Below are 26,018 nucleotides of genomic sequence, written 5' to 3'. Positions count from 1 at the left end.
TGATTGTGAGCTGCGCCGATCTTGGCGGGTACGGCCATTAAATGCCTCACTGCTGAAAATACTTGCGCAACGACGAAAAGTAATAAAATTAATTAAAATCAATTACTAAAAGGATTATTCCCCGTCAATTGCCGCCGCCTTGAGGTACGAACCTCAAAAATATCTAGACTTGATGTGCGTACCTCAAATAGCCTTGGAGGTATGCCGCGATTCGCACATCCTCGATTGACGGCGCAAAAAGGGAGGAATGGATGACTTACACAAAACTGGCCTCGGCCAGCGCAATAGTCCTTGCCGCTACTACTCTTTCCACCAAGGCGAATGCTGAAGATCTGACGCTTTGTTGGGCTGCATGGGACCCGGCCAACGCGCTTGTTGAGCTTTCAAAGGAATTCGAAGCCGAATCCGGTCACACGATGAACTTCGAGTTTGTTCCCTGGCCGAATTTCGCGGATCGGATGTTGAACGAGCTGAACTCCGGGGGCAAGCTCTGCGACTTGTTGATCGGCGACAGCCAGTGGATCGGCGGGGGCGCCGAGAATGGCCACTATGTCAAACTGAACGACTTCTTCGATGCTGAAGGCATCAGCATGGACGATTTCGCGCCGGCCACCGTCTATGCCTACTCGACCTGGCCCAAGGGCACGCCAAACTACTATGCGTTGCCAGCGATGGGCGATGCGAATGGCTGGTTCTACCGCAAGGACTGGTTCGAAAACCCCGACATCCAAGCCGCTTACAAAGAGGCGACGGGTCAGGATCTTCGCGAGCCTCAATCGCAAAAAGAACTCCTGCAGATCGCGCAGTTCTTCCAAGGTCGTGAGATCGACGGCAAGACTGTCTATGGCGCAGCCATCTTTACCGAGCGCGGCTCGGAAGGGATCACCATGGGTGTGACCGGAGCGCTGTATCCTTGGGGCTTCAAATACGAAAACACGCCGGGTTCCTATGACATGGAAGGCGCCGTGAACTCGCCCGAAGCGGTTGAAGCTCTGGAATTCTACAAGGAATTCTACGAAACGGCGACGCCTCCGGGATATACCAACTCTTACATGGGTGAGAGTCTGGACGCCTTTAAGTCCGGTCAGGTCGCCATGGCGATGAACTGGTTTGCGTTCTTCCCGGGTCTCTACGCCGATCCCAATACCGGCGGCGACAAGATCGACTTCTTTGTGAACCCACCACAAAATCAGGCAGGTTCGACACTGGGCGGACAAGGTATCTCTGTTGTCAGCTACTCTGACAAACAGGACGCCGCACTTGAGTACATCAAGTGGTTTGCACAACCGGACGTTCAGGCCAAATGGTGGGAGCTCGGCGGCTACTCGGCCCATAACTCCGTACTGGAAGATCCGGGTTTTGTTGACAGCCAGCCGTTTGCCGGTGACTTCCTGGAAGCGATGGCCGGGGTGCAGGATTTCTGGCAGGAGCCTGCTTATGCGGAACTGCTGCTGGCGATGCAGAAGCGCATCCACGACTACGTGGTTGCGGACCAGGGCACCGCTCAAGAAGCGCTTGACCTTCTGATCCAAGACTGGACCGAAGTCTTCGAAGACGAAGGCAAGCTGTAGTCCGGACACAGGCAGGAGCGGGTGCAATCCCGCTCCACCTTCACCCGTGAGTCCTAAACCAACAAGAGCTGGCAAAGAGATGTCTGACAGGACCGTAGATCGCGTTGCGCAGGCAACGCCCGAGCGAGTTGCGCGAAAAATCCGAGGATTATCCGACCGCGCGATCGCCTGGATTTTCATCTCCCCAACGATTTTTCTATTGCTGGCGATCAACATCTTTCCGTTGATCTGGACCATCCAGCTGAGCTTTACCAACTACAAGGCCAACCGGATCGGGCGCGAAGTCAAAGACGTCGGACTCAGGAACTACGAGCGTATCCTGACGGACTCGGATACTTGGCTGAATATGCAGGCAACAGCGCATTTCCTGTTCTGGACAATTTTTTTCCAGGTCCTGATCGGGTTCACGCTGGCGTGGTTGATCAACAAGAAATTCAAGGGCAACGATCTTTGGACCACGATCATCGTGCTGCCGATGATGCTGTCCCCGGCCGTCGTCGGGAATTTCTGGAAATTCCTGTATCAGCCTCAAATCGGCCTGTTCAACTACATCGTGTCCTGGTTCACCGGCAAGGACCCCTCAAGCTTTGAAATGCTGGGGTCGGTCACTTTGGCCCCTTGGGCGATCGTGATCGTTGACACCTGGATGTGGACCCCCTTCGTGATGCTGATCTGTCTGGCCGGGCTGCGCAGCATCCCCGACTACATCTACGAGGCGGCTGAGATCGACAGGGCCAGCAAGCTGCGGCAGTTCTTTACGATTACCATTCCGATGGTGCTGCCGTTCCTGATGCTCGCGGTGCTGTTTCGAGGGATCGAGAACTTCAAGATGTTCGACCTGGTTGTTCAGCTGACAGGCGGTGGGCCGGGATCTGTAACGGAACTCACCTCAATCAATCTCAAGCGAGAGGCGTTTGAGAAGTGGCGGACGGGCTACGCCTCGGCCTATGCGATCATCTTGTTCGTCACCGTGTTCGGCCTTGCGTCGATCTACGTCAAGGCCCTGAACAAGGTGAAACAGCGATGAGCAGTTTTTCGGTCACTGAACCTTCGAACCGGTCCAAATGGATCGCAGGCTTCCTGGTCATCACTTATGCGCTGATCACGATGATCCCGCTGGTTTGGATCTTGCTGACTGGCTTCAAGTCTCCGGCCGACGCGATCAGCTACCCGCCCAAAGTGGTCTTTGACCCAACGCTCGAAGGCTACGTAAACCTTTTCACCACACGCACCAGGCAGACGCAGGAGTTTCTGGAAGCCAACCCGCCGCAGAACTGGGCCGATGAGATCGTACGCCAATACGACATGGTGATCGTTGGGCCCTCCAAGTTCGGCGAGCGCTTCATGAATTCGGTCATCATCGGATTTGGCTCGACGTTCTTGAGTATCTTCCTTGGCACGTTGGCTGCCTATGCGTTCAGCCGATTTAAGGTCCCGCTTAAGGATGACCTTCTGTTCTTCATCCTGAGTACAAGGATGATGCCTCCGGTCGCTGTCGCCATCCCTATCTTCCTGATGTTCAGAAACCTCGGTTTAAGCGACACGCATCTCGGGATGATCCTGCTCTACACGGGCGTGAATATCTCCCTGGCGGTCTGGTTGCTGAAAGGATTCATCGACGAAATCCCCAGGGAGTACGAAGAAGCCGCCCTTATCGATGGGTACACGAGGTTTCAGGCCTTCTACAAAGTGGTGCTGCCGCAAGCCGCTACCGGAATTGCGTCAACTGCGATCTTCTGCCTGATCTTCGCCTGGAATGAGTATGCGTTCGCCGTGCTGCTGACATCCGCAAACGCGCAAACTGCACCACCGTTCATCCCGACCATCATCGGTATCGGCGGCTTGGACTGGCCTGCCGTTGCGGCCGGCGCGACGATCTTCCTGATCCCGGTCATGATTTTCACCATCCTGATGCGCAAACACTTGCTGCGCGGGATAACATTCGGAGCCGTACGCAAATGAGCGAGTTTCTTTCCGGATTGGTGCGGCTCCGCCGCGGCCCATGGGAGATGGTCGCAACCATCCTCATCGCACTGGGTGTCTTCATGCTGATGCAGCCCTTTGTCCTTTGGGCCTTCACTTACTCTTTCATCGTCACGCTGATCGGAACCGTCATGTTCATCATCGTCAGCCATTTCCCGGAGTAGAAATGGCCCAGATCGTAGTCAAAAACGTAAAGAAGATGTTCGGCGATTTCACGGCTGTCCGCGAAAGTTCGTTCACGATTGAAGACGGCGAGTTTTTCATGCTGCTGGGCCCCTCCGGTTGCGGGAAAACGACGACGCTGCGGATGATCGCGGGATTGGAGCTTCCAACGTCGGGCGAAATCTATCTGGACGGCGAAGAGATCAGCCAGCGGCCGCCATCAGAGCGGGACATTGCCTTCGTGTTCCAGATGTTCGCGCTGTATCCCCACATGAACGTGCGCAAGAACATCAGCTATCCGCTTATTTCGCAGGGCATGCCGCGCGCTGCTGTCAAAGCCAAAGTCGAAGAAGTCGCGGGAATTCTGGGGATAAACGACATCCTCGACAGCCCGGTGGGTGGGCTTTCAGGTGGCGACAGGCAACGCGTGGCGCTGGGTCGCGCAATTGTTCGCGAACCCAAGGCATTCATGATGGACGAACCTCTTGGCGCTTTGGATGCCGAGTTTCGTGAGCACATGGCCGAAGAATTGCGCGCGCTCCACGATCGCATGGGCGCAACCACTGTTTACGTCACACATGACCAACTGGAAGCCATGCAAATGGGCGACAAGATCGTTGTGATGAACAACGCTGTGATCGAGCAATTCGGCACGCCGCAGGAAATCTACGACAAACCGGCCACAATGTTCGTTGCGGATTTTATCGGGTCTCCTTCGATGAACTTCCTGCCGTTTCAAGGAAAGGTCGAGCCTGGCTCGGAAATGGTACGACTGAATGGTCATGACGAAGCCGTGCCCAAGCTGATGGAAGGGGCGGAAGGTGATCTGGTGTTTGGTGTCCGCCCCGAACATGTTTTTCTGTCGGATGCGAGTGCCTACCGAGCCAAAGTCCTGGCCGCAGAATATCTTGGCACCACCCAGATCGTGACGCTGCAAAGCCCGAACGGAGAGCTGAAAGCCCGGATTGATGCTCGCGAAACCGTCAATCCCGGCGAGACGGTCGGATTGGAATTCCGATCATCCGCAGTGACCCTTTTCGAAAAATCTACCGGACGCGCGTTGAGGTCCGCACTGAACGACGAGGTACTGAGCAATGGCTGAAGTCGTTTTGGAAAACATTTCGAAGTCATTCGACGACATCAAAGCGGTGGATGATATCTCAATGACGATCCCCAACGGTGCCTTCGTGGTGTTGTTGGGTCCGACGGGTGCGGGAAAAACAACAACGCTGAGATTGATATCCGGGCTTGAGAAGCTGGATTCAGGCACAGTTCGCATTGCCGGGCGCGACGTCGGGATGGATACACCCGCCCAGCGCGACGTGGCGATGGTCTTCCAGCAATACTCGCTGTACCCGCATATGACAGTGCGTGAAAACCTGTCTTTCCCTCTGCGGTCGCCGATCCTGAAGACACCAGAGGATGAGATCGCCAGGAAGGTCAACGAAGTCTCGGAGATCCTGCAGATCCCGCACAAGCTGGACAACAAAGCCACCGAATTGTCCGGCGGCGAAATGCAGCGAGTGTCGATCGGACGGGCGCTGGTGCGCGACCCCCAGATATTCCTGATGGACGAACCGCTCAGCTCTTTGGATGCCAAGCTTCGGGCGGATTTGCGGGTCGAACTGAAAAGAATTCAGGCCGACCTGGGATCAACCTTGCTTTATGTGACCCATGATCAGGTGGAAGCCATGACAATGGCCACGCATATCGGCGTGTTGGAAAACGGCAGGCTGGTTCAATACGGTACCCCCCGCGATATCTACGAAAATCCCGGCAGCGTTTACGTGGCCAGCAGGTTGGGTCTGCCACGGATAAACATCCTGCCGTCCGAGTTGTTCGGAGGCGACCACAAAGGCCCGCAGATTGGTCTTCGCCCGGAAAACATCGTTGAAGGTGAAGGCCGTGAGGCGCGCGTGATACGCGCCGAGCACCTGGGCGATCAAACACGGCTGCACCTGGACCTAAACGGTCACCCGGTCGTGACGTTGATAGATGTCCACCAGGACTATCCAACTGGAAAAATAATAAAAATCCGCCCCCACAACCCATTGTATTTTGACGCGTCCGGCGCGCGGGTGAATTAAGGAGCAAAGCATGGCCCAGTTCCTCAACACAAAAGAAACTCTGGTAACAGATGCCATAGACGGTCTTCTGGCCTCCTCTGGAGGGAGGCTTACCCGGCTGGACGGCTACCCGCATATCAAAGTTGTCTACAGGTCGGATTGGGACAAGTCGAAGGTGGCGTTGGTGTCCGGTGGAGGGTCAGGTCACGAACCCGCCCATGCAGGCTTTGTTGGCGCCGGAATGCTGACGGCCGCAGTCTGCGGCGAAGTGTTTGCGTCCCCGTCGGTCGAGGCGGTTCTGGCGGGCATTCTTGCAGTCACGGGTGAGGCAGGGTGCTTGCTGATCGTCAAGAATTATACCGGTGACCGGTTGAACTTTGGGCTGGCCGCTGAACGCGCCCGTGCATTGGGCCGCAAGGTTGAAATGGTGGTCGTCGATGACGACATCGCCCTGCCCGACCTGCCGCAGCCACGTGGCGTGGCAGGCACGTTGTTCGTGCACAAAATCGCCGGAGCACTTGCTGAAAGTGGTGCTGACCTGGACACCGTTGCCAAAGCAGCCAGTAGCACCATCGAGAAGGTTGTCAGCATCGGTATGAGCTTGGACACCTGTACTGTTCCGGGATCTCCGAAAGAAGACAGGATCGCACCTGGCAAAGCGGAACTTGGTTTGGGCATCCATGGCGAGCCGGGTGTGCAGCAAGTCGAGTTCTCAAGTGCCGTATCGGCCATGTCCACAATGGTGGAGAAACTGAGGCAACGACTTGGGGCCGGGGAATGTGTAGCTTTGGTGAACAACCTCGGTTCCACAACTCCGCTGGAAATGGCTGTCCTCACGCACGCCTTGTCCGAAACCGGTATTGCCCACCATATCATCGGCCCGGCCCCCATGATGACATCGCTGGATATGCACGGGTTTTCTGTTTCCATTCTGCCCGTGGATCAGGACGATTTGTCAGCTCTTGAAGCACCCGTTGATCTGGCCGCGTGGCCCGGAGTCAATTCCATCGACCCGGTCAAAGTGGCACCATTGCCTGACGGCCTGACCCCGATCGACCCAATTCCTTCGAACAATCCCACCACAAGAGAAACGATCTCGCGCTTGTCTGAACTCCTCATCAACGCTGAGAAGAACCTGAACGAACTGGACGCGAAATCCGGTGATGGCGATACAGGAAGCACATTGGCGACGGCCGCAAGAGCGCTGCAAGGCAGCCTTGACCGCATGCCGCTGGCTGATTTGACTCAGCTGTTTCCGGCGTTGGGCAATGAATTGAGCCAGACAATGGGTGGCTCCTCCGGCGTGATACTTGCAATTTTCTTCAACGCAGCTGGTGATGCATGTGCCAATGGGGCAACCGTTGCCAAATCCTTGGAAGAAGGCCTGAAACGCGTCAGCCAAGTTGGAGGCGCCAAGGTCGGCGACAGAACTATGATTGACGCCTTGGCACCCGCGCTTGCCGCTCTCCCGTCGGGGTTGGCCCATGCAGCAAGTGCCGCCCGCGAAGGTGCGAACAATACGGCCAAAATTCGCCGTGCGAAGGCGGGCCGAGCAGCCTATGTTCCCGAAGAAAACCTAGTTGGACATAACGATCCCGGCGCTGAGGCCGTTGCCTTGTTATTCGAGGGCTTGGCGCGGGAGCTTGAGGGCTGAAGAACACGTGGCAGACCAAAAACAAAAACTAGAATTGGTGAAGAAGCCAACCGTCAATGACATCGCGCGGGTTGCGGGTGTCAGCCTGGCGACTGTGGACCGGGTCTTGAACAGGCGCCCCGGCGTGCGGGCAGTGACCGTTCAGAAAGTACAAAAGGCAATTGATGAGCTGGGGTATGTGCGCGACACCGCCGCGGCCAACCTCGCACGAAACCGGGTTTACAACTTCCTCTTTGTTCTGCCGGACACCGACAACGAATTTGTGGAAGCGATCAGCAATCAGATCGCAGAGCAATCCCGTGACCAGTTTATCGAGCGAACTCGCATCACGATCAAAAGGGTCGCTCCGTTTGAACCGCAGGATATCGTTAACATTCTAGATGCTGTCGACAGTTTGGATATTGATGGAGTTGCCGTTTTCGGACCCGAAACGCCTTCTGTTCGCGATGCGGTGAGACGGCTCAAGGACAAAGGGGTCCCGGTGGTTGCCTTGGTGTCTGACTTGCCGAGTTCCGAGCGAGACCACTTTGTAGGAATTGACAACGTTTCCGCAGGACGAACCGCCGGTCAATTGATGGGGCGGTTCGTTCATCGGGAAGGCAAGGTCCTGGTTCTGACTGGCTCTCGTTTGGCACGTGACCACCTGGAGCGTCGCCAGGGCTTTGATCTTGTTGTGGCCGAGGAGTTTCCGCATCTCGAGGTCGTGGCGTCTGTTGAGGGCCGGGATGACCCGGATCTGATTTACAAGATGATGCCCGAAATCTTCGAAACTTATCCGGATCTGGTCGGAATATACTCGTCAGCAGCGGGCAATGCCGGCCTTATTCAATTCCTTTCGGAAAACAAGCTCAGCAAGGATCTGGTGATCATAGCGCATGAACTGACTCCGCTTAGTCGAGAGGCTCTGAGGGTTGGCACGTTTGACGCCCTGATCTCGCAAGACACCGGGCACATTGTTCGTTCAGCCGTCCGTCTTCTGCGTGCGACTTCAGACAAGGTCCCATTCAACAAAGCGCAGGAACGTATCCGTATCGACATCTATCTGAGGGAAAATTTACCGCCATAGCGGCTTAGGTTTTGGGGAGGAAACTTATGAAAACGATCAAAGGTCCAGCACTATTTCTTGCACAATTCGCAGGGGACGAAGCGCCGTTCAATTCGTGGGACGCGATTACCAAATGGGCGGCTGACTGTGGATACAAGGGCGTCCAGGTTCCCAGTTGGGATGGCCGGTTGTTCGACCTTGAACAGGCCGCGTCCAGCACCGGTTACTGCGATGACTTCAAAGGCAAAGCCAGGGAAAATGGCGTCGAAGTCACTGAACTGTCAACGCACCTTCAGGGTCAGCTTGTGGCCGTTCACCCGGCCTATGACAGCGCCTTTGATGGCTTTGCCGCCGAGAGCGTCAGAGGAAACCCGAAAGCCCGGCAAGAATGGGCCGTAGACCAGGTCAAAAAAGCATTGTCCGCTTCGAAGAACTTGGGCATTTCGGCCCATGCGACATTCTCGGGCGCGTTGGCATGGCCCTACGTCTATCCCTGGCCGCAGCGCCCTGCCGGCTTGATTGAAACGGCATTTGATGAACTCGCCCGCCGCTGGGTGCCGATCCTTGACCACGCCGAGGAATGCGGCGTCGATGTCTGCTACGAAATTCACCCCGGAGAGGACCTCCACGACGGCGTGACCTACGAGATGTTCCTCGAACGGACAGGCAATCACCCACGGGCCTGCATGTTGTACGACCCATCGCACTACGTGCTGCAATGCCTCGACTATCTGGACAATATCGACATCTACAAGGATCGGATCCGGATGTTCCATGTCAAAGATGCCGAGTTCAACCCGACCGGGCGGCAAGGGGTTTATTCAGGATACCAAAGCTGGGTCGATCGTGCCGGTCGGTTCCGGTCGCTTGGTGATGGCCAGGTGGATTTCGGGGCGGTCTTCTCAAAAATGGCGGCGAACGACTTTGATGGCTGGGCTGTGGTCGAATGGGAATGCTGCCTCAAACACCCCGAGGATGGAGCGCGTGAGGGCGCTCAGTTTGTGTCGGATCACATCATCCGTGTGACCGAGAAAGCCTTTGATGATTTCGCGGACGGTGGTGCTGACGAAGCCGCCAATCGCAAAATGCTGGGGATCGAATAATGGTTACAGGACGCAGTGAAGAAGCCTCGAGACGCATTCGGCTTGGCATGGTCGGCGGCGGAAATGACGCCTTCATAGGCGGCGTTCATCGCATAGCGGCGCGATTGGACGAAAGGTTCGAGCTGGTTGCCGGCGCTTTGTCTTCGACGCCCGAAAAATCCATTGAAAGCGGCCGGGCATTGGGTCTCGAACGGGTCTATGAAGACTTCAAACAAATGGCGATCCGGGAAGCCCGGCTCAAATCCGGGATTGAAGCGGTCTCAATCGTCACGCCAAATCACGTCCACTATGCCGCCGCGCGTGAATTCCTGAAACGCGGGATTCACGTCATTTGTGACAAGCCACTCACCTCGACCCTTGCCGATGCAAAAAAACTGGTCAAAGCGGCGGAAAGCGCGAATGCCTTGTTCATTTTGACCCACAACTACACGGGTTATCCGATGGTTCGGCAGGCGCGTGAAATGGTTGCCAACGGCGATATTGGCAAGATCCGCGTCGTCCAGGTTGAGTACCCGCAGGATTGGCTGACCGAGCAGCAGGATTTCAAACAGGCGGAGTGGCGAACCGATCCCGAACGCTCGGGCGCGGGCGGATCAACCGGCGACATCGGAACCCATGCCTACAACCTCGCTTGTTTTGTGACCGGGCTGAGGGCGGAAAGCCTTGCGGCGGATCTGCAGGCCTTCGTGCCTGGGCGCCAAGTCGATGACAACGCACATGTCTTGCTTCGCTTCGAAGGCGGAGCGCGGGGTATGCTGTGGTCCTCTCAGGTGGCTCCTGGCAATGAAAACGCACTTCGGTTGCGGGTCTACGGTGAAAAAGGTGGGCTGGAGTGGGCTCAGGAAGACCCGAACTATCTCTGGTTTACGCCCTACAACGAGCCAAAGCGTCTGATCACCCGCAATGGCGCTGGAGCTGGTGACGCTGCCAATCGCTTGAGCAGAGTTCCTCCGGGCCATCCCGAAGGATATCTTGAAGGGTTCGCCAATATTTACGGAGAGGCTGCTGAGGCGATCCAGGCTTTCCGAAATGGGATTTCACCTGAGGCGTCCGTTGTTTACCCAACCGTGCACGACGGGCTAGACGGCGTCAAATTTGTAGCCGCTTGTGTGCAAAGCTCGTCCAGAAACGCGGCTTGGGTCAAGTTGGAGTAAGTCTGGCTGTGGGCATAGGGTAGGCACCGGATACTGAGCCAGCCAACCCTTCCCTGCCCCTCGGCTCGTCCAACCACCAGTTCGCCGCAGTATTGAAACTCTGTGGCCGCCAAAATCATAGCCCGCCGGGCAAAGCAACTCTTCGCCGCATCGTCCACCAATGGCCGCTCTGCGGACGAAGCCACCAACGCGGCCGGCAAGTACAAATGGCCCGAACCGGCCCACAAAGGAACCATCGGTATGAGCGTCTGTTCAGCACAGCAGCTCAATGATGTCAGCCACCGCTTTCAGAAAGATCGCCGCAACAGGAGGCGATCACGGCAAAACTGGATGGGTACGAATAGCCTCCAACCCCCACGTATCCAATGCCGGATTTTGAGGTCTCGGTTTGCGCCTCCAGGCCAAGCAACCCAGCGCGGAAGCCCCCTCGATTTGACGACCCCGTATTTTTTCTGATAGACAGCGCGCCCTTTCCCAAAAATAGGAGGACCTGCAGATGTGGGTAGCATTCTCGACGCCCGAGGGTTCGGGCTTTTTCTCAGCCGTTGCCAAGGATGAGGACGGCAACACCAGCGGGCCGCACATGGGATCCCGCGTCTGCCTGCGGTTTCGCCGCGCACAGGACGCCGAATTGCTGCGCGACTATGGCATGGACGGTCAGGTGATCGAGACACCGGGCGGCGACTACCGTTACCGGGCATTCATACCGCGCAACCACCTCGTGACCGTGCTGATGAACTTGGGCAACCACATGTCTTACCCCAATTTCAAGGCCAGCATCCCAAAAGATGATGTGGCGTTTGAACGCGCCTGTCACGAGGTTTGGGCGGCATTCGGCGAACTACAGGAAGGCGGACCATATGGAATGGGGTGAAACACCCCATTAAACCCAGCGCGGTTGCCTCGAAGTTGTCTTGAGACAAAACACCTCGGTTTCACCACATGGGCCAAACTGCCAAAAACACTGTTTTTCGGGAGTTACCAGTGGCGGACCGAGGAGGATTCGAACCCCCGACCCCTTGATTCGTAGTCAAGTACTCTATCCAGCTGAGCTATCGGTCCGCGTTGGTGAGGCGGTATTTAGACCCGGCGTTCGGGACGTGCAACCCGATTCTTCAAAAATATTTCAAAAACCCATCTCTCCCCGTGGGAGCCTTATTTCAAAGACCGTGCCCTCGGGGCCGGTGCTGGTCAGCACCAATTCTCCCCCGTGGCCGCGCACCAGTTCCTGCGAAATCGCCAGACCCAAGCCCGAGCCACCTTTGCGCACACCACCCTGAAACGGCGTGAACAGATTCTCCTGCGCTCGTGGCGGCAAACCGGGGCCGGTATCTCGAACCTCGATGACCCATGCGTCCTGATCTTCGCAGGCCGAAATCGTGATTTTTCCTGGTTGGCCGGATGTCATCAGTGCTTGGCGTGCGTTGCGCACAAGGTTCATGATGACCCGGAACATCTGTTCCGGATCGGCCCGAACGACCAAGTCTTCGGGAACGTCGTTGGCGATTTCGATACAGCCGCCGTCTACGGCCAGAGCCTCGCTGGACGCTACGTCGGCAGCGATATCGCGCAACCGCACCTTGGTCAGGGTGGGCGCGGGCTCTTCGGCCCGCCCGAAGGCCAGCGTACTTTCGCACAGGGACACCGCCCGGGTGATCGAGTTGACCAGCTTGGGCGCCATCCGTCGGACCAGCGGGTCGTCGCTGGCTTCGATCCGGTCAGTGAACAGCTGGGCCGAGGTCAGGATGTTGCGCAGATCGTGGCTGACCTTGGCCACCGCGCCACCCAATTGTGCCAGCCTCTCGCGCTGTTTCAGGGCCTGGGTCAGGTCGGTCTGCAGCATCTGCAGGGCTTCTTCAGCCTCGCGCAGTTCGGTCACCTTGGATTGGGGCGAGATGATGCCGCGCGCATCCTCGGGTGCACGGGCGTAACGCTGCATGTAGCCCACCACGCTTTTGATCGGGCGCACCAGAACCACCCGCACCGCAAGGAACAGGAAAAACGCGGTGATGATCGAGATGACAAAGGACAGGCCGAGGATGCGCAGGCCATAGTCGATCATCGCCATACGCAGGGGCGCGCTGTCCATGGTAACTTCGATAAGCAGGCCCGCATCCCGGACAGGCTGCCCGATGACGCGAATGACCTGGTTCTCGGGCGTGAAGAAACGGATCATCGCGTCCCGAATGAGAACCCAGGGCCCGGCGCCTCGCAGATCATAGGTCTTGGCGACCTGGTCTGGGATAGGGGAAGACAGCATCAGCTGGCGCACCTCGTCCCGGCGCAGCACCACGTTGTAGACCCCGGCATTGGCCAAAAGCTCGGCCTCCAGCTCGTCGGCCAGCATGTCGTCTGCCAGCAGCGCGAGCGAGGCGATCTGGGCGCGTTCCAGCCGGTTCAGAAGAAAATCCTCTCGGAAGCGCGCGATCGACGGCACGAAGATCAGCACCTCGGCCAACATCACGAAGACCGTCGTCAAGATCAGGAAACGACCCGACAGCGAGTTCAAGTGGCGCTCCTTTCCCGATCAGGGGATCCAGCGCTGGACCAGCCTGACCACTCGTTCAACCATCTGATTCTCAAACAGTCTTGGCGAGAAATAGGCGCCCGCCACCCGTTTGTTAAGCTCTCCGATCGTGGGATAGGGCGACACCATCGCCGCGATCTGGCTCATCTTCAGGTTATTGGCCAGCGCCAGAGACCACAAGTTGATCAGTTCGCCGGCCTGATGCCCCACGATTGCGGCCCCCACCGGGCGACCCTTGACGACCATGACCTTGATGAACCCGGTCGTTTTGCGTTCGGCCACGGCGCGATCGTTATGGGCATAGTCGAACCGGGCGATCTCGACCTTGTCGCCGTGACGGTCGCGCGCCTGCGCCTCGGTCAGGCCGACCTGGGCCAGTTCGGGGTCGGTATAGGTCGCCCAGGGGATGTGCGCCGTCTTGGCCTTGGACGGCAGCCCGAACAGGGCCGAACGGATGATGACCCCGGCATGATACCCCGCCACATGAGTGAACTGCAGCCCGCCCGCGACGTCGCCGATCGCGTAGACCCTGCGGTTGGTGGAGCGCAGGCTGTCATCCACCTTGATGCCCGTGCGCGTTTGGTCGATCCCCGCAGCCTGCAGGTTCAGGCGGTCAATGTTGGCCTTGCGTCCCACCGCAAGCAGCAGGTGCGAGCCCGCATGGACCGCGCCGTCCTCGGTGACGACCTCGACCGCCCCGGCCTTCCCGCGCACCCGGGCCACCATTGCATGTTCCAGAATTTCGACCCCTTCGGCGCGCAGAGCCTCCAATACCACTGCGGCCGCCTCGGGGTCATCCTTGCCCAGCGCCCGCGCGCCTTCGATCACCGTCACCTTGCAGCCCAGCCGGACATGGGCCTGCGCCATTTCCATGCCGATGGGTCCCCCGCCGATGATCAGCAGGTGGTCGGGCTTGTCGCGCAGGTCGAAGATGGTCTCGTTGGTCTCAAACGGCACGCCATCCAGCCCCGGGATCGGCGGAACCAGCGGGGACGAGCCCGTGGCCAGCACCACGCGGCGGGGGGTGATGACGAAATCGCCGGCCTGAACCTGCGTGGGCGACAGAAACGTCCCCCAGTCGCGAATGACGCGCACGCCGAAACCTTCGAACCGTTCCTGGCTGTCCATGGGCTCAATCTGCGCGATCACGTCCCGCACATGATCCTTGGCGGCGGCATAGTCCACCTGCGGCGCGTGGTCGGCAACGCCGAATGGCGCGGCATGGCTCTGTGCATGGGCCAGCTTGGCGCTGGCCAGCAGGGCCTTGGACGGGACGCAGCCATAGTTCAGGCAGTCGCCACCCATCTTGTGCCCTTCCAGCAGGATCACGTCCGCGCCCATCTGGCTGGCCCCGGCGGCCACCGACAGGCCGCCCGACCCGGCCCCGATCACCAGGATGTCGGTCTTGAGTTCTTGCATGGATCAAAGGCCCCTTCGGCCGCGGATGAGTTTGAGGAGAATCGGCAAAGCCGCCAGCGCGCACAGCCCCAGGATCGGGCCGATCACAAAGGGCTCGGTCAGCAGCGACAGGTCCGGCGTCTCGCCCCGGTCGAACACGCCGCCCAGACCGACGCCGATCCAAGTATAGACGATGCCGCCCGGAATGATGCCCAGCGCCGTGGTCAGCAGAAAGTTCCGGAACTTCACCCCGACGAGCGCCGGCACCAGATTGGCGACAAAGAACGGCACCACCGGCACCAGCCGCATCAGGAACAGCACCGGGATCTCGTTCTCGCGCAACCCGTCCTTGATTCGCTTGACGGTGCCTTCCGAGGCCTCCAGCCGCGCCGTCAACGCCTCGCCCAACCCCCAGCGGGCCGCCAGAAAGATCGCCGAGGCCCCCACGGTTGCGGCAAAGACGTTGAACACGGTGCCCGCGAACAGCCCGAACAGGAACCCGCCCGTCATCGACGCCACGGCCGCACCGGGCAGAGAGAAGGCGACGATCAGGACATAGACCAGGACGAAAACGCCCGCCAACGACCAGTAATTGGCATCGCGCCAGGCCAACAGCGCCTCGCGATTGTCGCGCAGGGTTTCAAAAGTCAGGTAGTCGCCCAGCGCAAAGAACCCGACGACTGCAACCGTCAGGATCACGATCAGGGGAATATGTCGCGCCAGCCCACTGCGCGGCACCTGGGTGGTTTCGGTCATCTTGTCTTCCGGGTTCGAATGCTTCATCTGCTCCACAAGATGCGCGCTTGGCCTTCTGTGCAACAGGGTCCTCACGCCGGGTTGAACACGCACCGGTTCAATGTGAGAAATCCGCCATCCTCGGGCTGATTCTGAAACTTTTGACCGGTCGCCCGACAGAATTGTTGCAAAAGGCACGAAAACCGTTGCGATGGGGTTTGACTTGCCCGCCGGTTCCCAGTAGAGGACGGGCTTCGAACACCACGGGCAGGCGAATCCGCGCCGCACCCGACCGCCAAAGATTGGAGACGGAGCGATGAAACGCACCTATCAGCCTTCGAACCTGGTTCGCAAACGCCGCCACGGTTTCCGCGCGCGCATGGCCACCAAGGCCGGCCGCAAGATCCTGAACGCTCGCCGTGCCCGCGGCCGCAAGTCGCTGAGCGCATAAACCGCGCGACCTTTCAGGTTTTGAACATGACGCCGCCGGAGGCCCCTGTGGATGGCACTGACCACCCCGGGGATATGCCCCCGGCGGCGTCCGTTTGCGCGCCTGCTCTGTCGGTGCTGCGCAAGCGCAGCGATTTCCTCAGGGCCGCACGGGCCCGACGACAGGGCACGCCTTCCATGATGGTGCAGGCCCGCAAGCGCGCGCCGGATGAGGCCGAGGGCATTCGCGTCGGTTTCACCTGCTCGAAAAAGGTCGGCAATGCCGTAGCCCGCAACCGGGCCAAGCGCCGCCTGCGCGAGGCGGCCCGCGCCGTTCTGCCGGACCATGGCCGGGACGGGTGGGACTATGTCCTGATCGGACGGGCCGAGGTGACCGCCGCCCGCCCCTTTGACGCCCTGCTGGACGATCTGCGCCAGGCCCTGCGCAAGATCCACAGCCCGCGCAAATGACCCTGCTTGCCCATATCCTCGCGCTGCCCATTCGGGCCTACCGGCTGATCTTCAGCCCCTGGGTGGGGTTCAACTGTCGCTATCAGCCGACCTGCTCGGCCTATGCGCTGGAAGCGCTGGAAAAGCACGGCCCGATCAAGGGCGCATGGCTGGCCGCGCGCCGCATCGGGCGCTGCCACCCCTGGGGCGGCGACGGCTATGACCCGGTGCCCGACGACAAACCCGACGCGCCCTGATCTGACACCCCGTCACGCTTGACCCAAGGGGGGTGCGCCGCTGAACATCGGCTTCAGCAACAACTCTCCGAGGCGCCCATGTCCAGATCCAACGCCCGCCAATCTCTGCCCACGCATGAAGTGACGAACCAACCGCCCGAGCGCGGCGACGTTGACCTGTGGACCTCGGACCCGGTTCTGAGGGACTGCGCCACGCGCGCCGGGGCGCGGGCGGCCTCGCTGGCCGCCTACGGGGCCGCTCTGGGCCGAGCCGAAACGCGCGACGCCGGGCGCGACGCCAACATGCACCCGCCCGAACTCTGCCTGTTCGACCGGGGCGGCCGCCGTCTGGACGAGGTGCGGTTCCACCCGGCCTATCATCACATGATGGATCTGAGCCAATCGGCAGGCTATGCCGCACTTGCCTGGGACGGAGCGCCGGGCGGTCACGCCACCCATGCCACGATGGTCTATCTGGCCAGCCAGGTCGAGCCGGGCCATTGCTGTCCGCTGACCATGACCTATGCCGCCGTGCCGGCGCTGGCCGCCAACCCCGAACTGGCCGAAATCTGGCGCCCGAAACTGACCGCCGACACTTATGACCCGGCCCCCCGCCCGATCGGAGAAAAACGCTCGGCGACCTTGGGCATGGCGATGACCGAGAAACAGGGCGGCTCGGACGTGCGTGCCAATACCACCACCGCCAACCGTGACGGCGATGCCTGGCGGCTGCGCGGCCACAAATGGTTCTGCTCGGCCCCGATGTCCGACGGGTTCCTGACGCTGGCGCAGGCTCCGGGCGGGCTGACCTGCTTTCTGCTGCCCCGCTGGCTGGAAGGCGAGCGCAACGCCATCCACCTGATGCGCCTCAAGGACAAGCTGGGCAACCACGCCAATGCCTCGTCCGAAGTCGAGTTCCATGACGCGCTGGCCTATCAGCTGGGCGACGAGGGGGCCGGCGTGCGCACGATCATCGAGATGGTTCATCACACCCGGCTCGACACCGCGATGGCCCCCGCCGGCCTGATGCGCGCAGCCCTGTCCGAAGCGCATCACTGGGTCAGCCACCGCAGCGCCTTTCAGCGCCGCCTGATTGACCAGCCGCTGATGCGCGCCGTTCTGGCCGATCTGGTGCTGGACTGGGAAGGCGCGCTGACCTTGGGCCTGCGCGTGGCCCGCGCCTTTGACGGGGACACCGCCGAAGACTGCGCCTTTGCCCGGATCGGGGTGGCGCTGGCCAAGTTCGTGTCGAACAAACGCTGCCCAGTCGTGGCGGTCGAGGCGATGGAGGTGCTGGGCGGCATGGGCTATGTCGAAGACACGCCGATGCCGATGATCTATCGCGAAGCGCCCCTGAACGGCATTTGGGAGGGGTCGGGCAACGTGATCTGCCTGGACATTCTGCGCAGCCTTGCGCGCGACCCGCTGGCCGCCCAGACCTTGCAGGCCGAACTGGACGCGGCAACCGGAGCCGACCGCCGTTATGACGCCGCCCTGAAGGCGCATCGCGACCGCTGGCCCACCCTGCCCCCCGAGGCCGAGGCCCGCTGGTTCGCCGAGGCCACCGCGCATCTGCTGACCGCCGCGCTGCTGCTGCGCCACGCGCCCGGTGCGGTGGCCGATGGATATATTGCCACGCGGGTTCTGGGCGAAAGCGGGCGCATACCCGGATCGGTCTCGGGGCTGGACACCGACGTCCTGCTGGGCCGGCTGTCCGGCTAGGCGGGCCTTGCCCGGTCGGCGCATCTGCGGTAGGGGCTGCGCATGTTCGACGAAGCTGACGATATCCATCCGCTGTTTGCCGGTGCGCCCTCGACCACCGAGTTCAAGAAGCTGCGCAAACGCATCGTGCGCCAGACGCGCGAAGCGATTGAGCAATACGGCATGGTTGACCCGTCGGCCCACGACAAGGACGGCAAGCCGCCGCGCTGGCTGGTCTGCCTGTCGGGCGGCAAGGACAGCTATACCCTGCTGGCCGTTCTGTACGAGCTGAAGTGGCGCGGCCTGCTGCCCGTGGACCTGCTGGCCTGCAATCTGGATCAGGGGCAGCCGGGCTTTCCAGCCACCGTGCTGCCCGAGTTTCTGGAACGCATGGGCGTGCCGCACCGGATCGAGTATCAGGACACCTATTCCATCGTGGTCGACAAGGTGCCGCAGGGCCGCACCTATTGCGCGCTGTGCTCGCGCCTGCGCCGCGGTAACCTGTACCGGATCGCGCGCGAGGAAGGGTGCTCGGCCGTGGTTCTGGGGCATCACCGCGATGACATCCTGGAAACCTTCTTCATGAACCTGTTCCACGGCGGCCGTCTGGCGACCATGCCTCCGAAACTGGTGAACGAAGAAAGCGACCTGTTCGTCTATCGCCCGCTGGCCCATGTGGCCGAGGCTGATTGCGAGAAATTCGCAAAAGCGATGAACTATCCGATCATCCCCTGTGATCTGTGCGGCAGTCAGGACGGCCTGCAACGCCAGCAGGTCAAACAGATTCTGGACCAATGGGAAAAGAACAGCCCTGGCCGGCGGCAGGTGATGTTCCGCGCACTGACCAATGCCCGGCCCTCGCACCTTCTGGATTCGAAGCTGTTCGATTTTGCCGGACTGACGCTGAACCCCGACAAAAACGGCGAAAATCCGGAAGAAATTCCGCTTCAGCGTTAACGTCTGACTCAGATTGATTTCCTAGCCTCCGATCGGACTCAGTTCGCCCAATTGGAAGGCCGGAATCGATGCTGAAAAGGTTCTCACTCCAAAGTTTTCGGAATGCTCTGCTGACCGTTCTGGCAATGCCGCAGGTTTTGGCGTTCGTACCTGCATTGTGCCTGGCTGCTTTCTGGCTGGGCGGCGACACGGCGTTGGTCGTTGTCGCCCTGGGGTTGCCCTTGTTGTTTTCGGCCGCCCAACGGCTGCAACCGGGCGCCGGTCCTGCTTTGGCGACGCACATGCGGCCCAAGGGACTGTTACCACGTGATGTTTTCTGCGCCGAGATGGAGTATCTGCACAGCACATCGCGGGCAACCGGAGAGGATTCAGCCTGCATCGTTGTGTCTCTAGATGATTTCGACGATGTCGAAGAGCTGCACGGCACCGCGGCAGCCGACTATGTGGCAGGGCGCTTCTGCGACCGCATCTTGGCGGTGATCCGGAGCGAGGATATTGCAACACGCCTGTCGAGAAACACGTTTCTGATCGGGTTGCGCCCCTCACGGCATCTGGACTTGGAAAGCTGCATCCAAACCTCGGGACGCATACAAAGCACGGTGGAGGAACCGATCCCGCTGGACAATGCCAGCCTCTATCTGTCCTGCTCTGCCGGATTCTGCCTGCACTCTGCCGTTGCCGATGAAGAGCCGGACGGCTGGATCGAGGCCGCTCGGGCCGCGCTTGCCGAAGCACAGCGGAACGGGCCTTCCACGATCCGCGCCTACTCCGAGGCCACGCGGCGCAGATCAGTCGTCCATATCAATTTCCGCAAGGAGTTGGAGACTGCTCTGGAAACCGGTCAGATCCGCCCTTGGTTTCAGCCACAGGTTTCAACGGACACCGGCGACATCACCGGGTTTGAGGCCCTTGCTCGATGGGAACACCCTTCCAAGGGAGTTGTCGGGCCGCAGGTGTTTCTGCCTTTTGCCGAACAGGCCAAGCTGATGGACAAGCTGGGCCAGACGATCCGCCACCACGCCTTTCGCGCTATGCGCGACTGGGACTGCGCCGGCGCCGTCATTCCTCGGATCGGCATCAACTTTTCATCGGACGAATTGCGGGACCCCTCACTTGTTGACCGGGTGCGATGGGAGTTGGACCAGTTCGACCTTTCGCCGGACCGGCTGGCCGTGGAAATCCTCGAAACCGTTTTTTCGCGCCGACCCGATGATGTCATCACCCGCAACGTGACCCAGTTGTCCAAGCTCGGCTGTTGCATCGATCTGGACGATTTCGGCACTGGTCACGCATCATTTTCGTCGATCAAACGCTTTGATGTCTCCCGCATCAAGATCGACCGGTCTTTCGTGTCCAATGCGGATAGGGATCCGTCCCAGCAGCAAATGGTCAGCGCCATTCTGATGATGGCCGAGAGGTTGAACCTTGAAACCCTGGCCGAGGGGGTGGAAACCCCCGGCGAGCACGCGCTGATGGCGCAATTGGGGTGTCACCATGTCCAAGGCTTTGGGGTCGGCAAGCCGATGCCGGTCGAGCATACGCTCGACTGGATCAAGGACCGCCGCGCGAAACTGGAAGGCGCACCGCGGATTGGCCGCGAATTGAGCCGGAAATCCTGATTTCGGGGACTGGATTGCCCTACACTCACGATTTCCGGGGCGATTCCGCTTGACCTTTTGGGCTGCACTCTGTTGAACCCTGCGGTGTCTTTCACTGCTCAAGGTGGCTGTCCCAGATGGACGATCAGAACAAGAATCTCATCCTTGCAACCGCGCTTAGTTTCCTTGTGATCCTGGTCTGGTTTGTGCTGTTCCCTCCGCCGGAACCGACCACAACACCTGAGCAGGCTGAGATCAGCGCCTCGGAGGGGGAAGAGATTCAGACGCCCAGCGCCGGAAGCACGACCGTCGGCGAGGCAACCGCCACCGCAGAGGAAACCCTGCCGGAAGCCACCGCGCCGCGGATCCAAATCGACACGCCGCGTCTGTCGGGCAGCCTGTCGCTTTCGGGTGGACGGATCGACGAACTGTATCTGAAAGACTACAAGGTCTCGATCGACGAAGGCGCGCCGATCGTCGAACTGCTGTCGCCCGTTGGGTCCAATTCGGCCTATTACGCCCTCTACGGGTGGGCACCCGGTGCCGGTTTGGCTGGTTCGGACGTGCCGGGCCCGAATACCATCTGGACACTGGAACAGGGCGAGACCCTGTCGGTAGACAGCCCAGTAACCCTGAAATGGGAAAATGGCGCGGGCCTGACATTCCGCCGCACGATCGGTGTGGATGCGGATTACATGTTCACCGTGACCCAATCCGTCGAAAACGGCACCGGAGCCGAGGTCGGAATGGCCCCATACGGCATTCTGGCCCGCCACGGCATCGGCGAGGATGGCGATCTGCCGGGGTTGAAGAACTTCTTCATCCTGCATGAAGGTGTGATCGGCATGGCCGACGGGACCCTGTCCGAGGTCGACTATGGCGATGTCCGCGATTTCGACATCGACCCCAACGAACGGGCACAGGCCGAGGTCTATCAGGTCAAGGAAAACGGCTGGATCGGCTTTACCGACCATTATTGGATGACCACGCTGATCCCCGATCCGGGGTCGGCTTTCAAGGCGGCCGCGAAATATGACGCGCGTCGGAAGATCTACCAGGCCGAAACGGTGTTGCCGACGATGACGGTTGCCCCCGGCGAATCCGCCGAGGTTACCACCCGACTGTTTGCCGGGGCCAAGGAATGGGAGACCATCCGCGAATATCAGGCCCAGGGCGTTCAGAAGTTTATCGACAGCATTGACTGGGGTTGGTTCTTCTTCCTGACCAAGCCGATTTTCTGGCTGCTGCACAACATCAACGCCCTGATCGGCAACATGGGTTGGTCGATCATCGGGCTGACCCTGATCATCAAGGCAATCCTGTTCCCGCTGGCGTTCAAATCCTACGTCTCGATGGCGAAGATGAAGGAATTGCAGCCACAGATGGAAGCCCTGAAAGAAGCTGCCGGCGACGACCGTCAGAAGATGCAGCAGGGCATGATGGAGCTGTACAAAAAGGAAAAGGTCAACCCGGCCGCCGGCTGTCTACCGATCCTGCTGCAGATCCCGATCTTCTTTTCTCTCTACAAGGTGATCTTCGTCACCATCGAACTTCGGCAAGCCCCCTGGTTCGGTCCTTTCCGGGACCTGAGTGCGCCGGATCCGACCTCGATCATCAACTTCTTCGGCTGGCTGCCGTGGGCCGGACCTGAGCCGGGCACGCTGATGGCGACGATTTTCATCGGCATCCTACCGCTGCTGCTGGGGATCTCGATGTGGCTGCAGCAAAAGCTGAACCCGGCGCCCACCGACGCGACCCAGGCCATGATCTTTGCCTGGATGCCATGGGTATTCATGTTCATGCTGGGCAGCTTTGCCAGCGGGCTGGTCGTTTACTGGATCGCAAACAACACCATCACGTTCACCCAGCAATACCTGATCATGCGCAGCCAGGGCTATACGCCGGATGTGTTTGGCAACATCAAGTCGGGGTTCAAGAAAACCCCCAGGACGGACAAGAAATGACCGGGCAAGTCACGCAGATCTGGCGCCATCCGATCAAAAGCCATGGCAGAGAATCCCTGCAGGAAGTCACCGTTATCCCCGGGCAGACCATGCCCGGGGATCGCGTCTGGGCGGTGGCGCATGAAATGTCCAAGGCCGACGGGTCCGAGTGGGCGCCTTGCGCCAATTTCAGCCGCGGCTCGAAGGCGCCCCAAGTGATGGCGATATCGGCCGTTCTGGACGGGGATCGCGTGACCCTCAGCCACCCGAATCGTCCCGATCTGACCTTCCACCCGGACACAGAACAAGACCTGTTTCTGGAGTGGGTCAGCCCGCTGATGCCTGCCGACCGCGCCGCATCGGCACGGATCGTCCGGGTTCCTGGCCGTGGTATGACCGACAGTGACTATCCCTCGGTCAGCCTGTGCAACATGGCCTCGCATCGGGCGGTCGAGCAGCGTCTGGGCCGCGAGCTGTCGATCTGCCGCTGGCGTGGCAACATCTGGTTCGATGGCCTTCCTCTGTGGGAAGAATTTGATTGGCTGGATAGGGACGTGCAGATCGGCGAGGCCGTGTTTCACGTGCGAGAACGGATTACGCGCTGCATGGCAACGACTGCGAACCCCGACACCGGAGTGCGGGACGCAGATACGCTAGGTGCTCTGCGCAGCTGGGACCATCAGGATTTCGGAGTATACGCCGAAGTCATTCGCCAAGGCATGATCCGCCTCGGAGACAAGGTGCAGGTTCAATGAAAGCCCTGCCATTTTCCCTGGCGGCCGATCCCGATGACCACGCAATAGAGGCCGGCCGCAAGCTGTTTGCCGGGCCGTCCGAATTCGTCAAAGGCGTCGTGGCAATGAACGGTCTGCCCGCCCCCGACCGGATCGAGGTCTGTTTCGCCGGCCGCTCGAACGTGGGCAAATCCAGCCTGATCAACGCTCTGACCGGCACCAAGGGGTTGGCCCGCGCGTCGAACACGCCGGGCCGCACGCAAGAGATCAACTTCTTCACTCAAGGCCCCGAGCTGTATCTGGTTGACCTGCCCGGCTATGGCTATGCCAACGCGCCGGTCAAGGTGGTCGAGAAGTGGCAACGCCTTCTGAAACAGTACCTGAGCGGGCGGCAGACCCTGCGCCGGGCCTTCGTGCTGATCGATTCCCGCCACGGCGTGAAACCCGTGGATGACGAGATCATGAAGCTGCTGGACACCAGCGCCGTAACCTTTCAATGCGTGATGACCAAGGCCGACAAGGTCAAGGCCAAGGACCGAGAAAAGGTTCTGGAACAGGTGCGCGGTGCCCTGTCCAAACACCCCGCCGCCTATCCGGAGATCGTGCTGACCTCGTCCGAAAAAGGCGACGGCATCCCAACTCTACGTTCGATCATCGCCAATCTGGAATGATGCTGCTGATGCGCGTCATATCGGTGCTGACGCTGGTTGCCGTGATGGTATCCGGTGCAATCCCGATGGGCTGGATGCCCACGCGCAACTCGGACGGGGCGATCCTTATGGTGATCTGCACGGGCGACGGCCCGGTCGAGCGCTGGATCGACCCGGGCGAGGACGCCCCGGACCACGACGAAACCGACGAACGCAGCGCCTGCCCTTATGGCGGGGTGAATCTGGCAACCCAATTGCCCGAAGTGGGGACGGTGCTGCCCGCCGACTGGCCGATTGCCGCGCGTTGGGCGCATGTGGATTTCACTCATCGCAGCGCAGGCTTTTACGCCCGGTATGACGCACGGGGTCCGCCCCACCTCTCCTGAAACCGCGAACAAGACCTGAAACCTCGGCCGCCCGGCCGGGGATGTTTCGAATTTCTGGAGACTGAAATGGCCCAAGACAGCCAAACCGGAGTCGCGCAGGCGGCCCGGCGCAAGCACGCGCAAAAATTCTACATGGCCGCCTGGCGGTGGCACTTCTATGCGGGGCTTTTTGTTGTCCCCTTCCTGATCATCCTGGCGGTGACCGGCCTGATGATGATGTTCATTACCCAAGCCGATGGCCGCGACGGAGAAAAGATCGCGGTCGAGATCACGGGACAGGCGATGCCCGCATCCGAACTGGCCGATCTGGTGCAGGCCCGCGTACCGGGCCGCGTGGTCGAATGGACCGGCCCCAAGGCACCGGATCTGGCAACCGTGTTCCGCGTCAAGGCCGAAACAGGCCAGCGCATGGTAGCGATCGACCAGTATTCCAGCAAGGTGATCCAGGTCTGGGACCGTCGCGCGGGGTGGTACGATCTGGCCGACAACATCCACTCGACCCTGCTGATGGGCGATACCGGCGACCGCATTCTGGAAATCGCGGCCGGGATGGCGCTGCTGCTGGTGTTCACCGGCCTTTACATGTGGTGGTCGCGCGGAAACGTTGTGGCGGCCCTGGTGCCTGACCTGCGGGCGCGGGGCCGGGCCCTGTGGAAATCGCTGCACGCGGTCACCGGGTTCTGGATGTCGGTTCTGCTGGTCGGGTTCCTGATCTCGGGCATGTCGTGGACCGGGATCTGGGGCGGCAAGTTCGTGCAGGCCTGGAGCAGCTTTCCGGCCGAGAAATGGGACAACGTCCCACTGTCGGACGATCTGCATGCCAGCATGAACCACGGCAGCCAGAACGACGTGCCCTGGGCGCTGGAACAGACACCGATGCCGGCCTCGGGTTCGGAAGCGGGCATTGCCGGGGTGCCGACGGGTGTTCCGGTCGATATCGATGCGATGGTTGCGCTGGGTGAGTCCCTGGGCATGCAGAACCGGTTCCGCGTTGCCTACCCCAGCGGTGACACGGGCGTGTGGACCCTGAACCGCGACAGCATGAGCGGCGATTCGACCGACGCCACCGAGGACCGCACCGTCCATGTCGACCAGTACACCGGCAAGATTCTGGCCGACGTGCGGTTTCAGGACTATTCGCTGATGGGTAAGGCCATGGCGGTGGGTATTCCGCTGCATATGGGTCTGGCGGGTCTGTGGAACTTTGTCCTGAACGTGGTGTTCTGCCTGTCGGTGATCTTTGTCTGCGTGTCCGGCGTGGTCATGTGGATCAAACGGCGGCCGTCCGGCGCCAGCCGTCTGGCGGCGCCGCCGATGCCGGCTGAGATGCCCCTGTGGAAGGGCGCGGTGCTGATCGGGCTGTTCACGGCCATGGCCTTTCCGCTGGTCGGGCTGACGCTGCTTGCGGTGCTGGCCGTCGACCTGCTGGCGGTCAGCAACATCCCCGCGGTTCGGCGCGCATTCAGCTGATCGGTTCGGGCGGTACCACTGTGGTGCCGCCCATCTGCGTGGCGCGACAGCGTCCCCCTTTTGGCG

Annotated in this window: 25 protein-coding genes and 1 tRNA gene; 22 read left to right on the top strand and 4 right to left on the bottom strand. The window is 60.2% G+C overall.

Features of this window, described 5'->3' with window-relative positions:
- Positions 1 to 251: 251 nt before the first annotated feature.
- From ACR3EL_RS03010 to ACR3EL_RS02960, 11 genes are all read left to right on the top strand, one after another.
- Positions 252 to 1,571 carry an ABC transporter substrate-binding protein gene (locus ACR3EL_RS03010; RefSeq protein ID WP_093965439.1) on the top strand — a complete coding sequence of 440 codons (1,320 nt, stop codon included), beginning with the start codon at positions 252 to 254 and terminating at the stop codon, positions 1,569 to 1,571.
- Between the two features lie 79 nt (positions 1,572 to 1,650).
- The gene (locus ACR3EL_RS03005; RefSeq protein ID WP_170332156.1) at positions 1,651 to 2,598 is read left to right on the top strand and encodes a carbohydrate ABC transporter permease; all 948 of its coding nucleotides are present in this window, start codon (positions 1,651 to 1,653) and stop codon (positions 2,596 to 2,598) included.
- Positions 2,595 to 3,533 (top strand): carbohydrate ABC transporter permease, encoded by a 939-nt coding sequence (locus ACR3EL_RS03000; RefSeq protein ID WP_010442361.1) that lies wholly within the window; start codon positions 2,595 to 2,597, stop codon positions 3,531 to 3,533. Before ACR3EL_RS03005 ends, ACR3EL_RS03000 begins: the two co-directional genes overlap by 4 nt.
- The gene (locus ACR3EL_RS02995) at positions 3,530 to 3,718 is read left to right on the top strand and encodes a hypothetical protein (protein ID WP_170343500.1); all 189 of its coding nucleotides are present in this window, start codon (positions 3,530 to 3,532) and stop codon (positions 3,716 to 3,718) included. The genes ACR3EL_RS03000 and ACR3EL_RS02995 overlap by 4 nt, the downstream gene beginning before the upstream one ends.
- 2 nt (positions 3,719 to 3,720) lie before the next feature.
- Complete coding sequence (locus ACR3EL_RS02990; protein WP_170422020.1) at positions 3,721 to 4,818, top strand: ABC transporter ATP-binding protein; 1,098 nt, start codon at positions 3,721 to 3,723, stop codon at positions 4,816 to 4,818.
- Positions 4,811 to 5,803 carry an ABC transporter ATP-binding protein gene (locus tag ACR3EL_RS02985; RefSeq protein ID WP_170342910.1) on the top strand — a complete coding sequence of 331 codons (993 nt, stop codon included), beginning with the start codon at positions 4,811 to 4,813 and terminating at the stop codon, positions 5,801 to 5,803. Before ACR3EL_RS02990 ends, ACR3EL_RS02985 begins: the two co-directional genes overlap by 8 nt.
- A gap of 10 nt (positions 5,804 to 5,813) precedes the next feature.
- Positions 5,814 to 7,436, top strand: coding sequence for a dihydroxyacetone kinase subunit DhaK (locus ACR3EL_RS02980; RefSeq protein WP_170342912.1), 1,623 nt, complete (start codon positions 5,814 to 5,816; stop codon positions 7,434 to 7,436).
- Positions 7,437 to 7,443: 7 nt separating this feature from the next.
- Positions 7,444 to 8,502, top strand: coding sequence for a LacI family DNA-binding transcriptional regulator (locus ACR3EL_RS02975; RefSeq protein WP_170342914.1), 1,059 nt, complete (start codon positions 7,444 to 7,446; stop codon positions 8,500 to 8,502).
- A 26-nt stretch (positions 8,503 to 8,528) separates the two neighbouring features.
- Complete coding sequence (locus ACR3EL_RS02970) at positions 8,529 to 9,584, top strand: sugar phosphate isomerase/epimerase family protein (RefSeq protein WP_093965426.1); 1,056 nt, start codon at positions 8,529 to 8,531, stop codon at positions 9,582 to 9,584.
- Positions 9,584 to 10,738 (top strand): Gfo/Idh/MocA family protein, encoded by a 1,155-nt coding sequence (locus tag ACR3EL_RS02965; protein ID WP_170342915.1) that lies wholly within the window; start codon positions 9,584 to 9,586, stop codon positions 10,736 to 10,738. The genes ACR3EL_RS02970 and ACR3EL_RS02965 overlap by 1 nt, the downstream gene beginning before the upstream one ends.
- Positions 10,739 to 11,234: 496 nt before the next feature.
- On the top strand, positions 11,235 to 11,612 hold the full coding sequence (locus tag ACR3EL_RS02960) for a hypothetical protein (RefSeq protein ID WP_170342917.1): 378 nt from the start codon (positions 11,235 to 11,237) through the stop codon (positions 11,610 to 11,612).
- 111 nt (positions 11,613 to 11,723) lie between these two features.
- Here the strand turns inward: ACR3EL_RS02960 and ACR3EL_RS02955 are convergent.
- The 4 genes from ACR3EL_RS02955 to ACR3EL_RS02940 form a co-directional block, all read right to left on the bottom strand.
- A tRNA-Arg gene (locus tag ACR3EL_RS02955) sits at positions 11,724 to 11,800 on the bottom strand.
- A gap of 64 nt (positions 11,801 to 11,864) precedes the next feature.
- On the bottom strand, positions 11,865 to 13,247 hold the full coding sequence (locus ACR3EL_RS02950) for a sensor histidine kinase (protein WP_254433003.1): 1,383 nt from the start codon (positions 13,245 to 13,247) through the stop codon (positions 11,865 to 11,867).
- An 18-nt stretch (positions 13,248 to 13,265) separates the two neighbouring features.
- Positions 13,266 to 14,684, bottom strand: a complete 1,419-nt coding sequence (locus ACR3EL_RS02945; protein WP_170342919.1) for a dihydrolipoyl dehydrogenase family protein — start codon at positions 14,682 to 14,684, stop codon at positions 13,266 to 13,268.
- A 3-nt stretch (positions 14,685 to 14,687) separates the two neighbouring features.
- A complete protein-coding gene (locus ACR3EL_RS02940) occupies positions 14,688 to 15,419 on the bottom strand; it encodes a TVP38/TMEM64 family protein (protein ID WP_170342921.1) in 732 nt (243 codons plus the stop codon).
- A 295-nt stretch (positions 15,420 to 15,714) separates the two neighbouring features.
- Between ACR3EL_RS02940 and rpmH the strand changes: the two genes are divergently transcribed.
- The 11 genes from rpmH to ACR3EL_RS02885 all read left to right on the top strand — a co-directional run bounded on the left by rpmH (position 15,715) and on the right by ACR3EL_RS02885 (position 25,952).
- The gene (gene rpmH / locus ACR3EL_RS02935) at positions 15,715 to 15,849 is read left to right on the top strand and encodes a 50S ribosomal protein L34 (RefSeq protein WP_005980833.1); all 135 of its coding nucleotides are present in this window, start codon (positions 15,715 to 15,717) and stop codon (positions 15,847 to 15,849) included.
- Between the two features lie 26 nt (positions 15,850 to 15,875).
- Entirely contained in the window at positions 15,876 to 16,298 is a 423-nt protein-coding gene (gene rnpA, locus ACR3EL_RS02930) for a ribonuclease P protein component (protein WP_170342922.1), read from the top strand.
- Complete coding sequence (gene yidD, locus ACR3EL_RS02925; protein WP_170343482.1) at positions 16,295 to 16,534, top strand: membrane protein insertion efficiency factor YidD; 240 nt, start codon at positions 16,295 to 16,297, stop codon at positions 16,532 to 16,534. Before rnpA ends, yidD begins: the two co-directional genes overlap by 4 nt.
- Positions 16,535 to 16,612: 78 nt before the next feature.
- Positions 16,613 to 18,235 carry an acyl-CoA dehydrogenase family protein gene (locus ACR3EL_RS02920; RefSeq protein ID WP_480720358.1) on the top strand — a complete coding sequence of 541 codons (1,623 nt, stop codon included), beginning with the start codon at positions 16,613 to 16,615 and terminating at the stop codon, positions 18,233 to 18,235.
- 42 nt (positions 18,236 to 18,277) lie between these two features.
- Positions 18,278 to 19,171, top strand: coding sequence for a tRNA 2-thiocytidine(32) synthetase TtcA (gene ttcA / locus ACR3EL_RS02915; protein ID WP_170370210.1), 894 nt, complete (start codon positions 18,278 to 18,280; stop codon positions 19,169 to 19,171).
- Positions 19,172 to 19,239: 68 nt separating this feature from the next.
- Positions 19,240 to 20,790, top strand: a complete 1,551-nt coding sequence (locus ACR3EL_RS02910; RefSeq protein WP_480720356.1) for a putative bifunctional diguanylate cyclase/phosphodiesterase — start codon at positions 19,240 to 19,242, stop codon at positions 20,788 to 20,790.
- A gap of 116 nt (positions 20,791 to 20,906) precedes the next feature.
- Complete coding sequence (gene yidC, locus ACR3EL_RS02905; RefSeq protein WP_480720354.1) at positions 20,907 to 22,733, top strand: membrane protein insertase YidC; 1,827 nt, start codon at positions 20,907 to 20,909, stop codon at positions 22,731 to 22,733.
- Positions 22,730 to 23,467 carry an MOSC domain-containing protein gene (locus ACR3EL_RS02900; protein ID WP_480720352.1) on the top strand — a complete coding sequence of 246 codons (738 nt, stop codon included), beginning with the start codon at positions 22,730 to 22,732 and terminating at the stop codon, positions 23,465 to 23,467. The genes yidC and ACR3EL_RS02900 overlap by 4 nt, the downstream gene beginning before the upstream one ends.
- Positions 23,464 to 24,117 (top strand): ribosome biogenesis GTP-binding protein YihA/YsxC, encoded by a 654-nt coding sequence (gene yihA / locus ACR3EL_RS02895; protein ID WP_170342933.1) that lies wholly within the window; start codon positions 23,464 to 23,466, stop codon positions 24,115 to 24,117. The genes ACR3EL_RS02900 and yihA overlap by 4 nt, the downstream gene beginning before the upstream one ends.
- An 8-nt stretch (positions 24,118 to 24,125) precedes the next feature.
- A complete protein-coding gene (locus ACR3EL_RS02890) occupies positions 24,126 to 24,482 on the top strand; it encodes a DUF2946 family protein (protein ID WP_254433005.1) in 357 nt (118 codons plus the stop codon).
- A 66-nt stretch (positions 24,483 to 24,548) separates the two neighbouring features.
- A complete protein-coding gene (locus ACR3EL_RS02885) occupies positions 24,549 to 25,952 on the top strand; it encodes a PepSY-associated TM helix domain-containing protein (protein ID WP_170342935.1) in 1,404 nt (467 codons plus the stop codon).
- Positions 25,953 to 26,018 lie beyond the last annotated feature (66 nt).

The sequence above is a fragment of the Ruegeria sp. BJ3 genome (genome assembly GCF_056535665.1).
The sequence above is the reverse complement of the archived record's forward strand: the minus strand, read 5'-3'. Positions and strand labels throughout refer to the sequence as shown.

Coding starts and splice junctions, on each gene's coding strand:
- ACR3EL_RS02940 (WP_170342921.1), bottom strand. CDS start 15,419: ATGACCGAAACCACCCAGGTGCCGCGCAGTGGGCTGGCGCGACATATT.
- ACR3EL_RS02985 (WP_170342910.1), top strand. CDS start 4,811: ATGGCTGAAGTCGTTTTGGAAAACATTTCGAAGTCATTCGACGACATC.
- ttcA (WP_170370210.1), top strand. CDS start 18,278: ATGTTCGACGAAGCTGACGATATCCATCCGCTGTTTGCCGGTGCGCCC.
- yidC (WP_480720354.1), top strand. CDS start 20,907: ATGGACGATCAGAACAAGAATCTCATCCTTGCAACCGCGCTTAGTTTC.
- ACR3EL_RS02900 (WP_480720352.1), top strand. CDS start 22,730: ATGACCGGGCAAGTCACGCAGATCTGGCGCCATCCGATCAAAAGCCAT.
- ACR3EL_RS03005 (WP_170332156.1), top strand. CDS start 1,651: ATGTCTGACAGGACCGTAGATCGCGTTGCGCAGGCAACGCCCGAGCGA.
- ACR3EL_RS02990 (WP_170422020.1), top strand. CDS start 3,721: ATGGCCCAGATCGTAGTCAAAAACGTAAAGAAGATGTTCGGCGATTTC.
- ACR3EL_RS02890 (WP_254433005.1), top strand. CDS start 24,126: ATGCGCGTCATATCGGTGCTGACGCTGGTTGCCGTGATGGTATCCGGT.
- ACR3EL_RS02910 (WP_480720356.1), top strand. CDS start 19,240: ATGCTGAAAAGGTTCTCACTCCAAAGTTTTCGGAATGCTCTGCTGACC.
- rpmH (WP_005980833.1), top strand. CDS start 15,715: ATGAAACGCACCTATCAGCCTTCGAACCTGGTTCGCAAACGCCGCCAC.
- ACR3EL_RS02965 (WP_170342915.1), top strand. CDS start 9,584: ATGGTTACAGGACGCAGTGAAGAAGCCTCGAGACGCATTCGGCTTGGC.
- ACR3EL_RS02920 (WP_480720358.1), top strand. CDS start 16,613: ATGTCCAGATCCAACGCCCGCCAATCTCTGCCCACGCATGAAGTGACG.
- ACR3EL_RS02980 (WP_170342912.1), top strand. CDS start 5,814: ATGGCCCAGTTCCTCAACACAAAAGAAACTCTGGTAACAGATGCCATA.
- ACR3EL_RS02885 (WP_170342935.1), top strand. CDS start 24,549: ATGGCCCAAGACAGCCAAACCGGAGTCGCGCAGGCGGCCCGGCGCAAG.
- rnpA (WP_170342922.1), top strand. CDS start 15,876: ATGACGCCGCCGGAGGCCCCTGTGGATGGCACTGACCACCCCGGGGAT.
- yihA (WP_170342933.1), top strand. CDS start 23,464: ATGAAAGCCCTGCCATTTTCCCTGGCGGCCGATCCCGATGACCACGCA.
- ACR3EL_RS03000 (WP_010442361.1), top strand. CDS start 2,595: ATGAGCAGTTTTTCGGTCACTGAACCTTCGAACCGGTCCAAATGGATC.
- ACR3EL_RS02945 (WP_170342919.1), bottom strand. CDS start 14,684: ATGCAAGAACTCAAGACCGACATCCTGGTGATCGGGGCCGGGTCGGGC.
- ACR3EL_RS02970 (WP_093965426.1), top strand. CDS start 8,529: ATGAAAACGATCAAAGGTCCAGCACTATTTCTTGCACAATTCGCAGGG.
- ACR3EL_RS02995 (WP_170343500.1), top strand. CDS start 3,530: ATGAGCGAGTTTCTTTCCGGATTGGTGCGGCTCCGCCGCGGCCCATGG.
- ACR3EL_RS03010 (WP_093965439.1), top strand. CDS start 252: ATGACTTACACAAAACTGGCCTCGGCCAGCGCAATAGTCCTTGCCGCT.
- ACR3EL_RS02960 (WP_170342917.1), top strand. CDS start 11,235: ATGTGGGTAGCATTCTCGACGCCCGAGGGTTCGGGCTTTTTCTCAGCC.
- yidD (WP_170343482.1), top strand. CDS start 16,295: ATGACCCTGCTTGCCCATATCCTCGCGCTGCCCATTCGGGCCTACCGG.